This is a genomic window from Pseudoalteromonas nigrifaciens, assembly GCF_002221505.1.
In the GTDB taxonomy this organism is placed as follows: Bacteria; Pseudomonadota; Gammaproteobacteria; order Enterobacterales; family Alteromonadaceae; genus Pseudoalteromonas; species Pseudoalteromonas nigrifaciens.
Genome location: NZ_CP011036.1, coordinates 3,168,300 through 3,181,644, shown reverse-complemented (window position 1 = coordinate 3,181,644; position 13,345 = coordinate 3,168,300). Strand labels below are relative to the sequence as shown.

The window sequence follows — 13,345 nt, the reverse complement described above, 5'->3', positions numbered from 1 at the left end:
AATATGACTAATAATATTCATAAGTTTGGTGGTTCGAGTTTAAGCTCAGCCGAGCGCTATAAAAGCGTTGCAAAAATAATTATAGGGCAAGCTCAGCCCGGTGATTGTGTAGTGGTATCGGCTGCAGGAAAAACCACAGATACATTAGTAAAACTGTGGCAAAGTTATCAGCAGCACGATACTCAAGCGCTCGCTGATATTGTATTGCAATTAAACAATCATCAAAGTGATTTAATAACGCAGCTACTGCAGGGCGATTTAAAGCGCAGCGCTTTAACCACTCTAAATGAAGAGCTAAGTTTAGTTGCTAAATTAGCGAGTACTGAGCAGTTGCAAGAAGCGGCGCTACTCGCCCATGGTGAGTTGTGGTCAGCTCGTTTGCTCGCTGCGTATTTACAGCAACTTAATGTTGCTGCATGCATGCAAGACGCAAGAGGCTTGTTTACGCTAAGTGATGGACAATTATTGCATAGCCAAAATACGCAGCAGTGTAGTGAGCTTATTAGCCAGCACAAAATTAACGTGGTAACAGGGTTTATTGCGGCTAATACCCAAGGCGATACGGTCACTCTTGGTCGCAATGGTAGTGATTACAGTGCAACCTTATTGGCAAGTTATTGCAATGCTAAACAAGTATATATTTGGACCGATACACAAGGGATATTTAGTACCGACCCACGTAAAGTTAACAAGGCCATTAAATACGCTAAGGTATGTAGAGCGCAAGCTAACTTATTGGCAAGATTAGGTAACCCCGTTTTACACGCTAAAACATTATCGCCACTTAAAAATACCGATATAAAGCTTGCGGTGCGCAGTAGTTTTGACGTGCAAGCAAGCTCAACAAATGTAGTGAAAGAGGGCTGTGTAAAACAAAAACGTTTTATTACTACATTAGAAAATATAGATTTACTTAGTGTTGAAGGGCTAGTTGAGGGTGAGGTAACTCAGGTTAGCCAGCTTATTCAACATAGCTTGCATCATTTTAGTAGCGCGGGTGAAACTTACCTAATAGTACCGGCAGTAGCGACCCATCAAGTAGTTAGTTACTTTGCAGGAAGAGCCAATATTAGCGAGTCTAACCTACATGGTTGCGCGCTAGTTGCTCCTGAGCAAGATATAAACTCATTGAGTACTCAGGCACGCGAGTTGCTCAATTTGCATAATATTGAACCTCGCTTTGTGCATCAAGATAGTGGTTATGTATTGCTACTGACGGATCAGCTTATTGATAGTGATGTGCTTAATGTGCTGCACGATAAACTGATCACTAAAGGCCAAGAAATTGCCTTAATAGTGGCAGGGCTTGGTAACGTAGGGGATGTATTTGTTAGCCAACTATCGGCGCAGCTAGCACGCTTATCAACCGACTTTAATATTAAGTTAGTGGGATTAGCACGTTCGCAAAAACTGCTATTTAATCCCAGCGGCATAAATGTACAGCACTGGAAGAACCAATGGCAGTTAGAGGCTGTTGACTATAGCAGCCAAGATTTATTAACCGCTATTGGCCAGCTTGATTACGAGCATAAAGTGGTTATAGACATAACCGCCAGCGAGCAATTTAGTCAGTTATACCCAGATTTTGTTGCGCTTGATTGTCATTTAATTAGTGCTAATAAGTATGCTGGTACCGCGCCAACTCCTTGGTATAAAGCGTTGCAGCACAATATTGCGCAGCGCAATTTATATTGGCGCTATAACGCTAGTGTGGGTGCCGGTTTACCAATTAATTTTGCCCTTGCAGATTTACAAAACAGTGGCGATAAAATAACACGTATAGAAGGTGTTTTTTCGGGTACGTTATCGTGGTTATGTAGTATGTATAATGGCGCAACTGCATTTTCTGAGTTATTACTTGAAGCGCAACAAATGGGTTTTACTGAACCCGATCCGCGCGAAGATTTATCGGGGCGAGATATGCAGCGTAAGCTACTTATTTTAGCGCGAGAGTTAGGGGTTGAATTAGACCTTAACGACATTGCCTTAGCGCCGTTAATGCCCGATGAGCTAGCACTAGGTAGCTGGGATGACTTTTTAGCTAATAAACATAAGCTCGACACTTTTATTGAAGAGCATGCACGCAATGCAAAATTACAAAACGCGGTACTTCGTTATACAGGTTTACTGAGTATTGAGCCCGATAGCGTAACGGCCAAAGTAGGGTTAGCGTATGTTACGCCCAATGACGCATTAGCAAACTTAACCCCGGGTGATAATATTTTTGTTATTAACAGCCAGTGGTACAGCAATAATGCCTTGATTATACAAGGCCCAGGTGCTGGTAAGGAAGTGACTGCAGCAGGCGTTCATTCTGACTTATATTGGCTGATAAAAAACTTAAAGTAATAATTAAATAAAACAAAAAACGGCAACCTAAAGAGGTTGCCGTTTTTTTAGCGTAATTAACCATTTAGCTAATGAGAGATGTGCTTATGGTTAAAATAGCTCTTCTTCTGTTTTGGTGTCTTCTTCAAAAATATCGCTTGGCTGCGAAAGCACATAACTAGTTGGGGTAGTGCCTTTTTCAAAGTATTCAAAGCGGCTAGTATAATCATTTTTGTGGCTTAATAAGCCAGTCGCTAAATCAATACGAATAGAAACTAATCCTTCAGGTGGTTCAATTGGCGCTTCTGGTTGCCCATCAAGAGCTGCCCTCATAAATTCATTCCATGCCGGTTGAGCTGTTTTTGCGCCCGATTCAGCCCCTGTTATTTGACCACTATCAAGGTTGTTGTTATAAGCAGAGCGACCTAGAGTATTGCCAGGGTTGTCAAAGCCAACCCATACTGAGGTGAGTACATTGCGGTTAAAACCACTAAACCAAGTGTCAACAGAGTCGTTTGTGGTACCTGTTTTACCCGATAAATCACGACGCCCTAAACGCTGTGCTCGCCATGCAGTCCCCGTCCAGCCTGTTTTATTGCTCCAGCTTCCGCCGCCCCAAATTGCGCTGTTCATAGCGTCTGCAATTAAAAAAGCATTTTGTTTAGAAATAATACGTGGGGCACATTGCACTGTTTGCTGCGCTTTTTCACCTTGCTCAGTATTTTCTATCGTTAGGCTGCTGTTATTTTCGATAGCGAGGGGCTGCGTGTTCTCATCGCAGGCTAGGGCTGGGTTTGCTTTAAATAACACTGTGCCAAAGGCATCTTGAATTTCAGATATAAAATACGGTTCTATTAAATGCCCGCCATTAGCAAACGCGCTCATACCACGAGCAAGTTCTAATGGAGAAATGGAAGCACTACCAAGCGCTAAAGATTCACTGCGGTTAATGTCTTTATTATCAAAACCAAATTTAAGTAAATGATCGGCAGTACGTTGCAAGCCTACACCACGTAGAAGACGAACCGAAATAACGTTTTTAGATTGCGCCAATGCGCGGCGAATACGAATTGGGCCATTATAAACTGCAGGGCTGTTTTTTGGGCGCCATGCAATACCTTGGCTTTTATCCCATTGATTAATTGGAGCGTCGTTTAAAATGGATGCTAAAGTGTAGCCTTTTTCCAGAGCTGCAGAGTAAATAAAGGGTTTAATGTTTGAGCCAACTTGGCGTTTAGCTTGCACTGCACGGTTGTACTGGCTTTGCTCAAAACTATAACCACCAACAATTGCTTTAATACGGCCATCTTGAGGGTCTAAAGACACAATGGCACTAGAGGCTTCAGGAATTTGACTCAATAAATAATTATTATCGTCGTTTTTACGTAGCCATATTTGTGCACCTGGGACTAATATTTCAGTTGCAGCTTTAGGAGCAAAACTTTGGCGGTAACGCGTAATATATTTACGTGCCCACTTTAAGTTATCCCATGTAAGTGTTGCCAGCTCACCATTTTTTAGTAAAACGTCGGCTGTTTTTTCGTTAACCGCCAATACTACCGCGGCTTGTAAGTCGCCAAGCTGTTTTACGTCTTTTAGCTGGTTAAGAATTTGCGCTTGGCTTAATGCTGGTTGTGTTTGCGCATCCCATAATAAACGCTCTGGACCTCTAAAACCGTGGCGCATATCGTAATTATGTAAGTTATTTACTAAAGCCGTTTGCGCAGCTTGTTGAACGTGGGACTCTACCGAGGTAAATATTTTAAAGCCAGAGTTGTACGCTTTATCAATACCGTATTTAGCAACCATTTCTGCACGCACCATTTCAGATATATAAGGTGCGTATAAATCTATTTCAGCGCCATGAAAAACGGCCGTTATAGGTTGATTAATAGTCTCTTCATATTCGCTTTGGGTTATATAACGTTCAGACAACATTCTACCAAGTACGACATTACGACGCGCTTTAGCACGCACTGGATTGCGAATAGGATTAAGCGCTGAAGGTGCTTTTGGCAGGCCGGCAATCATTGCCATTTGCGCAAGGGTTAAGTCTTTTAGTTCTTTACCGTAATAAACTTGCGCTGCTGCACCAATACCAAACGCCCTATTACCTAATTCAATTTTATTTAAATACAGCTCAAGAATTTCGTTTTTGCTTAATAAGTTTTCAATATGTATCGCGATAAAAATTTCTTTTACTTTACGAATGTAGGCTTTTTCGCGGGTTAAGAAAAAATTACGTGCTAGCTGCATAGTAATAGTACTAGCGCCTTGTTTTTTCTCTCCGGTAGATATAAGTACAAGCGCAGAGCGCACTATACCTATTGGGTCAATACCAAGGTGATCATAAAAGCGGCTGTCTTCGGTGGCTAAAAATGCATTAATGAGGGGTTGTGGTATTTGGTCTATTGTGACCGGAATTCGTCGTTTTTCACCAAATTGATTGATCAACAGACCATCTTTAGTGAATACTTGCATAGGAGTTTGTAATTGCACGTCTTTTAAAACTTGCACACTTGGGATATCAGGTTTAACGTAATAATAAAGGCTGAACAAAGTGATCAGTCCAAATAATGTGCAAATGATAAAAAATTGTAAAGTTCTTTTTAATAAAATCACTGATATTTCCCTAAATGGACTCCCAATTACAAGTTGAGGCTGCTAGTATATATTGATTAAAAAATGAATAGTATTTTTTCAGATAAGAATTATAACTTGTTTATTATTAAAACAAAGGCAAAGTTGCAAACATGCTAAGTCAACTATTTAAAAAGCCATCGCCGATGATGGTAGGCATTGATATAGGATCGCACTCTATCAAAGCTGTACTGTTAAGTGAAACAGACACTGGGCTTCGATTAGAAGCACTTGCAATTGAACCTATGCCAAAAGGCGCCATGAGTGAGCGTACTATTCAAGATATTGAAGCAATTGGTAATGTAATAACTAAATTAAAACGAAAATTACCTAAATCACTAAAAGAAGCTGCGGTGGCTGTTTCAGGCCAGACCGTGATCACCAAGGTGATTTTCATGGATGTCACCTTAAGTGACGCTGAATTAGAATCGCAAATTGAAATTGAAGCAGACAGCTTAATTCCTTATCCATTAGATGAAGTTAATCTTGATTTTGAAAAGCTATCAACCAATGCCGCCGATCCTAGTAAAATGAATGTATTGCTTTCGGCTGCGCGTACTGAAAGCGTTGAAGCACGTGTTGGCGCGTTAGAAGCGGCTAACTTAGTTGCTAAAGTGGTTGACGTAGAAAGCTACGCATTAAGCCGAGCAATGGATGTGTACTATCAACAGTTACCAAGTGATGCATTTAATAAGTGCGTTGCAATTGTCGATATTGGCGCGGTATTAACACTCGTAAGTGTAGTGCAAGCGGGTGATACAATTTATACCCGCGACCAAGTGTTTGGTGGCGATCAATACACTAATAGTATTGTTACTTATTATAATAAAGGCTTTGATGAAGCTGAAATTGGTAAAGCAACCGGCGACTTACCGCCAAATTATACCTTTGAAGTACTTGCACCTTTTCAAACAGCCTTGCTACAACAAGTGCGCCGCGCGGTGCAAATGTTTTTAACCACCACGGGTAAAGATCAGCTAGATTATATTGTATTAACCGGTGGTACAGCTATGATTAGCGGTTTTGAGCGCTTATTAGTCGAAGAGTTAGGTATACACACAATTGTAGCCGAGCCATTTGTAAATATGGAAATATCTCCTAGAGTTGACCGTAATGTATTACAGCGTCATCGCACGCAATTTGCTATTGCAACAGGACTCGCTTTGAGGAGCTTTTCATCATGCCACATATAAATTTACTGCCTTGGCGTGAACAACAGCGTGAAGACTCAAAAAAGAAGTTTATTACTTCATTAATTGCAGTTGTTGTTTTGTGTTTTTTGAGTATGTATTTATTGAGCTCATTTTATGGCGCTTTAAAAGAGGGTCAAAATCTAAAAAACAATTACCTTAGTGCAGAAATAAGTATGCTAGATAAAGAAATAAGAGACATTAGAGAGCTAGATAAGAAAAAAGAAAACCTGCAGCAGCGTATGCGCTTAATTGAAAACCTGCAAAGGAGTCGTAATTTAGGCACGCAAATTATGGATGAAGTCGCAAAAATAGTACCTGCAGGGGTTTATTTAACTAAGCTAGAGCGACGCGGTAATCAAATTCATGTACTTGGAAAAAGCGAATCGAATAATCGCCTTTCAACCTTGTTACGTGAAGTGCAAGGTTCTTATTTATTAGAGCGCCCAGTAATGCAAGGTATTGTTGCTGGCGATAAATCTTCGCGTTTGTTGAGTGATTTTAATATGGAATTTTATGTAAAACCATTCGATAAAATTGGCGAGGTACATGATGAACCTTGATTTTAAAGCATTTAAAGATGTAGATTGGAATGAAATAGAACTTGATAATATAGGTGAATGGCCGGTTATTGTTAAGGTTATTTGCGGTGCTTTTATTGCGGGTTTAGTGTTGTTTTTTAGCTATAGCTTATTAGTTTCAGATGAAATAGACAGTTATCACAACGCGGTAGCCACAGAGGTGGAGCTGCGCACTACTTATCGCACCAAATATGCGGTAGCCAGTAAACTAGATATTTATCGACTGCAAATGATTGAAATGGAAGATAAGTTTTCTCAGCTATTAAAGCGCCTACCAACCTCTAATGAAACCCCCGGCTTGTTAGATGACTTATCTTATGTAGGCACTACCAGTGGCTTAACCTTTTTAAAAGTTGGTTGGCTACCTGAAGTTAAAAAAGAATTTTATACCGAGCTGCCAATAAAAATAGAAGTGGTGGGTACCTATCATGAATTTGGTCAGTTTGTAGGTAAAGTGGCTCAATTACCGCGAATTGTTAGTTTACATGACTTTTCTATTTTATCATCTGGAGAAAAGCAGTTAACATTTAGTGTGGTTGCAAAAACTTATCGCTACGAAGAGGGGACTAAATAATGAATAAACTCCCTTTAGTGGCTATTTTTACAATGTTATTGAGTGGCTGTAATAGTGACACTTCTGAACAAAAAGAATTTATTGATCAGGTAAAAGCAAGTACTACCCCCAGAGTGGAAAAAATACCAGAGCTCATTCAGTTTGAGTATTTTGAATACAATGCAGGTCAATTGCGCAGCCCATTTGTAGCTCCACAACCTGAAATTATACAAAATAAGTTAACGCAAATTAAAAATTGTTTGCACCCAGATCCAGATAGAGTTCGTGAGCCATTAGAAAAATATCCGCTAGATAACCTAGCGATGAAAGGCACGCTAGGTTCTAATAGCCAAACATGGGCACTTATTACTGCTGCTGATGCAACGCTGCATAGAGTAACCGTAGGGAGTTACTTGGGCACTTACGACGGAAAAGTAAAAAAAGTGAGTAGTGACTATATTGAGTTAATAGAATTAATCCCTGATGGATCTGGCTGTTGGAAAGAGCGTCAGACTAAATTAGAAATGTTAGAGGCGACAATTGATGGCGCAAATTAATAACAAAAAAGGTCATACAAATATGTATAAGGATGTAGGTTCGCTTCATCGTGTATTGTCAGCTTTATTAGTGATTTTTGCACTATTAATAGCTAAAACTGCGGTAGCTGAGCCGCTACTTTATGACGTGCGCTATAATCCATTATTAAAAGGCGAAACCGAACTACAGCTGGTATTTGATGAAGAATTAACCCAGCAACCAAGTATTCAAGTGTTCAATAGCCCAGCGCGTATAGAAATGCTGTTTACCAATGCACAGTTAGATCAAGGGTTAGCCGATGTTGCTGTTAATTTGGCTGGAATAAATAATGTAACCAGCGTAATGACAAGTAACGGTTTAAAAGTAACGGTACATCTTGAGCGTTTGAAAATTTATGAAACCCAGGTTAATAATAATCTGGTCTCGCTGCGTATCTCTGATAATCCATTAACCGAGCAAGCGCTAACGACTGATGATGCTGCAGATAGCATTGGCGGTAGTTACATTAATCGTATTCAATCTATTGATTTTCGCCGTGGTGAAAAGGGCGAAGCTAAAGTATTGGTATTTTTGCAAGATACTCAAGCCGCAATAGAAGTACATGAAAGTGGCGGTAAAATTATTGCAGAGTTTCATCACACTGATATTTTAGATGATTTATTATACGAATTAGATGTACTTGATTTTGGTACTATCGTAAGCAATATAGAAACCTTTAAAGAAGATAACCTGAGCCGAATTGTTATTGAGCCAAACGCAGCATTTACGTTTACTTATCAGCAAATAGATAATATTTTTACCTTAAATGTTGAGAAAGACGAAACCCAAAATGCTTACCTTGATGGTGGTAAAGAATATCAAGGTCGACCAATGACCCTGAACTTTCAAGACATTTCGGTACGTGCAGTCTTGCAAATTATAGCCGGATACAACGACTTTAACTTAGTAACCAGTGATTCTGTAACGGGCAATATAACGCTACGTTTAGATGGCGTGCCATGGGATCAAGCGCTTGATGTGGTACTCAGAATAAAAGGTCTTGATAAGCGTATGGATGGCTCTATTTTAATGGTAGCCCCATCAGAAGAGCTTGCAGCACGTGAAGCAAAAGACTTAAAAGCAAAGCAACAAGTAGAAGATTTAGAGCCTTTGTACAGCGAGTACATTCGCTTAAATTATGCAAAGGCCGAAGATTTTGCAGATTTACTAAAAACGGACACTAACAGCATTATAACCCCAAGAGGGAGTGTGTCGGTTGATCAGCGTACCAATACATTATTAATGAAAGATACGGCAAAAAGTATCGAAAGCGTACGCCGCATGGTCGAAACGCTAGATATACCTGTAAAGCAGGTTGTAATTGAAGCGCGCATGGTAACCGTACGCGACAACGTTACAGAAGATTTAGGGGTACGTTGGGGCTTTAGTGATCAGCAGGGAACCGATGGTATTTCAGGCACCCTAGAGGGGGCTGAAAACATCTCTAATGGTAATATTCCAAGCTTGTCTGATAGATTAAATGTAAACCTGCCGGTTGCCAATCCTTCAGCTAGCATAGGTATGCATATTGCTAAACTAGCTAATGGTACGTTAATTGATTTAGAGCTAACTGCGCTTGAAGAAGAAAATAAAGGTGAAATTATTGCTAGTCCGCGAATTACTGCGGCTAACCAGCAAAAGGCGAGGATTGAACAAGGTACCGAAATACCTTATGTTGAATCAGCCTCTAGTGGTGCGACAACAGTAAGCTTTAAAAAAGCAGTACTTAGCTTAGAAGTAACACCGCATATAACACCTGATAACAAAGTTATTTTGAATTTAATTATCACTCAAGATACCCGAGGTGATACAGTACAGACCGGAACAGGTCCTGCGGTTGCAATTGATACGCAACAAATTGAAACGCAGGTACTGGTAGAAAATGGCCAAACAGTTGTTTTGGGTGGTATTTTTCAACAGCAAATTATTAATTCGACCAAAAAAGTTCCTTTATTGGGCGACATTCCATACATTGGAAGACTGTTTAAAAGTACCAGTGAGTTTAACGAAAAGCGTGAACTACTGATTTTCGTCACTCCTAAGATACAAGTTGATTAGGGCGTGATTATATTTGAATATTGATTTTGCAGCACTCTACTTAGTTTACTAAGTAGAGAATATGCAGTGTGGTTACTTCCCAAAATATGCGATAGCAGCATAAAACCAACATGCGCTGCCCTTCGGGTGCACTCTAGTGTTATTTTGCGCTTTACTGTGTGAGTTTTACATAACATTACGTAGTAAAGTTATCAGTAATTTGATAAATATAACTTTGGGTTGCACAAATTTTAACCATGAAAAATAAATACTCCCTAAAATAAGCTAATGTTTTGTTAACTAATGGATGATTATTTAGATTAATTGCTCGTTATATGGCTTTTTATGCTAATTGACTTGAAATACCCAACCGATTACTGAGATAATCCTCTCCTTAATTTTGGGGCCAGGTCGTTAGGCGGGGTTTTATTTCAAATTTTAGAGTTCGTTTGTACTAAAAGATATGGCTGAGAAACGTAATATATTTCTAGTTGGCCCCATGGGGGCTGGCAAAAGTACGATTGGTCGTCACATCGCTGACCAATTACACCTTGAATTTGTTGATTCTGATCAAGAAATCGAACGCCGTACCGGTGCAGATATTGCCTGGGTGTTTGATCTTGAAGGTGAAGAAGGCTTTAGACTTCGTGAAGAATCTGTTATTGGCGATCTAACCGAAATGCAGGGTATTGTACTTGCAACCGGTGGTGGTTCAGTAATGAGTAAAGAAGTTAGAAACAAGCTTTCGGCTCGCGGTATTGTAGTATACCTAGAGACACCGATTGAAAAACAAGTTGCACGCACACAACGCGACAAGCGTCGCCCATTACTGCAAACAGAAGAAGCACCTCGTGATGTATTAGAACGTTTAGCAGAAGAACGCGAACCGTTATATAAAGAAGTGGCTGATTTTGTTGTACGCACTGATGAGCAAAGCGCTAAAGTTGTTGCTAACCAAATCATCGAGAAATTGGATTTTTAATTACTAATATTAAAGGAAATAGCTAAGCATGCTTGAATTATCTGTTAATTTAGACGAGCGAAGTTACCCTATTTATATTGGTCAATCTACACTTCAAGATAATGGCCGCCTAGTTCATCACATTGGTGATTGTCGGCCTATCATCATTACTAACGACACTATTGCGCCTTTGTATTTACAGGGCTTATTAGCGCAGTTAGCAACATTGAATCCACTGCACTTTATTATTCCTGATGGCGAGCAATATAAATCGCTTACCTGGTTTGAAAAAATATCGGCATTCTTACTCGAAAATAACTGTGGTCGTGACACCTGCTTAATTGCATTAGGTGGCGGCGTTGTTGGTGATTTAACTGGTTTTGTTGCTGCATGTTATCAGCGTGGCATTCCCTTTATTCAAATGCCAACGACACTATTATCACAAGTTGATTCGTCGGTAGGTGGAAAAACAGCGGTAAATCATCCACTAGGTAAAAATATGATTGGGGCATTTTATCAGCCACAAGCTGTTTTTATCGACACACAATCATTACATACTTTACCTGCGCGCGAGTTTGCAGCCGGTATGGCTGAAGTGATTAAATACGGTTTGATTTACGATACTGAGCTATTTGCTTACTTAGAGCAAAATGTTGAGCGTTTACAGCAATTAGATGAAGCCTGTTTACAGCATATAATTTATAGGTGCTGTGAAATTAAAGCGCTAATTGTAGCTCAAGACGAAAAAGAGCAAGGCCTAAGAGCACTATTAAACTTAGGTCATACCTTTGCGCACGCAATTGAAGCGCAAATGGGGTACGGTGTTTGGCTACATGGCGAAGCAGTAGCAACAGGTATGGTACTTGCTGCAAAACTAGCATATACACGCCAAGATTTAACCGCTGAGGACGTTACTCGTATCTCTGGTTTAATTGCGCAATATAGCTTACCCACGCAGATCCCGCCGGTAATGACCAGCGAGCATTTTTTGCAGCATATGCGTAAAGACAAAAAGAATAAAAAGGGTACTATCCGCTTTATTCTGCCCACCCAATTTGGACAATGTGCATTAGTGGATGATGTTTCAGATGACCAAGTTCGAGCGTTAATCGAGCAATAATGCAGCCACAAATTTTACCAAGCCGTGCGGCATTGGTGGATAGAATCGCACTGCAATTTGAGTACGGACAAAACCTGATTGTTTTACTAGGCACCTCTGGCCTAGGTAAAAGCTACCTACTCGAAACTTTTATTACTGATAAATATAACGATTTTAATAAAGCATTTGTGCAAGTAACAGCGCAAATGACAGACATTCAATTAATGAGCGAGCTATTAGAGCAAAGCTTTAATGCACCTTTAATTGATCATAGCTTGAGCCTATCCGAAAACTTTTATCAATTATTACAACAGCAAGCTTGTGGCCCTTGTTTATGGGTGCTAGATAACGCCAGGCACTTATCAGAAGAATTACAGGTAGAGTTAGAACTACTGGCTAAAAACTCCCCCAGTACGCTTTATATTATGCTTGCTGCGCAGTCAAAACTGGCCTTTGCAGCGGCAATAAACATTCACTTAGAGCCATTAAACCAAAGTGAAAGTAAGCAGTTAATGCGTTGGTATTTTAGCGACCTGCCTTATGATGAAGACCCAGTTTACCAAGCTTTTATAGCCGCGGCACAGGGTAATCCCAATTTATTACTGAGCTGGCAAGCAACAGAACACATAGCGGATGTTGTTGTAAAAGATAAAGTATCTTGGCGTTTGCATTTATTAATTTTGATGTTAATTATTCTGTTTTTAATAATTGGCTTGTTATATAAATCAGACATGACCCAATGGTGGCAACAATATTATCAGCAAGCTGAGCCTGAAGTGCTCACAACGGCAATTTCGGTTAAGCAAATACAGCAGCCATTAGCGATAGCTAGCGACAATAGCGCTATTGCAGCGTCACCTAACTTACCTGCAAGCACAGTTGAGCTACAAACACCGCATAATGATGTGCCTGCAATTATGCAAAGTCTGACTGCGAAGCAAACAACTCCCAGCTCTAAAAATACACCATCGGTAGAGCCAAAGATATTAGCAACGCAGCCACACAGTAATATTTCAGCTCAGGTTGAGAGCAAAATACTCACAGGTAATGCATGGTACTTACAACAGCCCGACACAAATACAGTTATTCAATTATTAGCGATTACTCAGCAACAAGTCAGTGCTGAATTTATTAGCCAGCATAAACTACAAAAAGTAGCGCATACCTATCAAACTAAAAGAAATAATAAAACTTGGTGGGTGGTAACTGTAGGTAGTTTTACTAATATGGATGCTGCAAAGTTAGCTATGAGCGCTTTGCCTGCAGAGGCTAAAATAAATAAGCCTTTCTATAAAAAAATAAGCAAAATAAAACAAGAAATTGTATTAGTTGATCAGTAAACTAAGCAACTTTAGTGTAAAATCGCGCAACACCAGATTG

General features: G+C 39.9%; 10 protein-coding genes. 9 read left to right on the top strand and 1 reads right to left on the bottom strand.

The window, feature by feature from the left end; all coding sequences use genetic code 11:
• Window positions 1-3: 3 nt before the first annotated feature.
• Window positions 4-2,349 carry a bifunctional aspartate kinase/homoserine dehydrogenase II gene (locus tag PNIG_RS15050; RefSeq protein WP_089368807.1) on the top strand — a complete coding sequence of 782 codons (2,346 nt, stop codon included), beginning with the start codon at window positions 4-6 and terminating at the stop codon, window positions 2,347-2,349.
• Between the two features lie 90 nt (window positions 2,350-2,439).
• Here the strand turns inward: PNIG_RS15050 and PNIG_RS15045 are convergent, their stop codons facing one another.
• Window positions 2,440-4,950: a penicillin-binding protein 1A gene (locus PNIG_RS15045; protein ID WP_089368806.1), complete on the bottom strand. Its 2,511-nt coding sequence runs from the start codon at window positions 4,948-4,950 to the stop codon at window positions 2,440-2,442.
• A 131-nt stretch (window positions 4,951-5,081) separates the two neighbouring features.
• On the opposite strand from PNIG_RS15045, the gene PNIG_RS15040 reads away from it, so the two are divergent.
• The 8 genes from PNIG_RS15040 (at window position 5,082) to PNIG_RS15005 (ending at window position 13,305) form a co-directional block, all read left to right on the top strand.
• Window positions 5,082-6,161: a pilus assembly protein PilM gene (locus tag PNIG_RS15040; RefSeq protein ID WP_011329364.1), complete on the top strand. Its 1,080-nt coding sequence runs from the start codon at window positions 5,082-5,084 to the stop codon at window positions 6,159-6,161.
• Window positions 6,149-6,721, top strand: a complete 573-nt coding sequence (locus PNIG_RS15035) for a PilN domain-containing protein (protein WP_089368805.1) — start codon at window positions 6,149-6,151, stop codon at window positions 6,719-6,721. Before PNIG_RS15040 ends, PNIG_RS15035 begins: the two co-directional genes overlap by 13 nt.
• Window positions 6,711-7,313, top strand: a complete 603-nt coding sequence (locus PNIG_RS15030; RefSeq protein WP_089368804.1) for a type IV pilus inner membrane component PilO — start codon at window positions 6,711-6,713, stop codon at window positions 7,311-7,313. The genes PNIG_RS15035 and PNIG_RS15030 overlap by 11 nt, the downstream gene beginning before the upstream one ends.
• On the top strand, window positions 7,313-7,849 hold the full coding sequence (locus PNIG_RS15025) for a pilus assembly protein PilP (RefSeq protein WP_011329361.1): 537 nt from the start codon (window positions 7,313-7,315) through the stop codon (window positions 7,847-7,849). The genes PNIG_RS15030 and PNIG_RS15025 overlap by 1 nt, the downstream gene beginning before the upstream one ends.
• Entirely contained in the window at window positions 7,836-9,926 is a 2,091-nt protein-coding gene (locus PNIG_RS15020; protein WP_089368803.1) for a type IV pilus secretin PilQ, read from the top strand. Before PNIG_RS15025 ends, PNIG_RS15020 begins: the two co-directional genes overlap by 14 nt.
• A 442-nt stretch (window positions 9,927-10,368) precedes the next feature.
• Complete coding sequence (gene aroK, locus PNIG_RS15015; RefSeq protein ID WP_008466255.1) at window positions 10,369-10,887, top strand: shikimate kinase AroK; 519 nt, start codon at window positions 10,369-10,371, stop codon at window positions 10,885-10,887.
• A 28-nt stretch (window positions 10,888-10,915) separates the two neighbouring features.
• A complete protein-coding gene (gene aroB / locus PNIG_RS15010; RefSeq protein ID WP_089368802.1) occupies window positions 10,916-11,986 on the top strand; it encodes a 3-dehydroquinate synthase in 1,071 nt (356 codons plus the stop codon).
• The gene (locus PNIG_RS15005; RefSeq protein ID WP_089368801.1) at window positions 11,986-13,305 is read left to right on the top strand and encodes an AAA family ATPase; all 1,320 of its coding nucleotides are present in this window, start codon (window positions 11,986-11,988) and stop codon (window positions 13,303-13,305) included. The genes aroB and PNIG_RS15005 overlap by 1 nt, the downstream gene beginning before the upstream one ends.
• Window positions 13,306-13,345 lie beyond the last annotated feature (40 nt).

Bases quoted from the DNA above. Each gene is read 5' to 3' on its own strand.
- PNIG_RS15005 (WP_089368801.1), top strand. From the start codon at position 11,986: ATGCAGCCACAAATTTTACCAAGCCGTGCGGCATTGGTGGATAGAATC.
- aroK (WP_008466255.1), top strand. From the start codon at position 10,369: ATGGCTGAGAAACGTAATATATTTCTAGTTGGCCCCATGGGGGCTGGC.
- PNIG_RS15040 (WP_011329364.1), top strand. From the start codon at position 5,082: ATGCTAAGTCAACTATTTAAAAAGCCATCGCCGATGATGGTAGGCATT.
- PNIG_RS15035 (WP_089368805.1), top strand. From the start codon at position 6,149: ATGCCACATATAAATTTACTGCCTTGGCGTGAACAACAGCGTGAAGAC.
- PNIG_RS15025 (WP_011329361.1), top strand. From the start codon at position 7,313: ATGAATAAACTCCCTTTAGTGGCTATTTTTACAATGTTATTGAGTGGC.
- PNIG_RS15050 (WP_089368807.1), top strand. From the start codon at position 4: ATGACTAATAATATTCATAAGTTTGGTGGTTCGAGTTTAAGCTCAGCC.
- PNIG_RS15020 (WP_089368803.1), top strand. From the start codon at position 7,836: ATGGCGCAAATTAATAACAAAAAAGGTCATACAAATATGTATAAGGAT.
- aroB (WP_089368802.1), top strand. From the start codon at position 10,916: ATGCTTGAATTATCTGTTAATTTAGACGAGCGAAGTTACCCTATTTAT.
- PNIG_RS15030 (WP_089368804.1), top strand. From the start codon at position 6,711: ATGAACCTTGATTTTAAAGCATTTAAAGATGTAGATTGGAATGAAATA.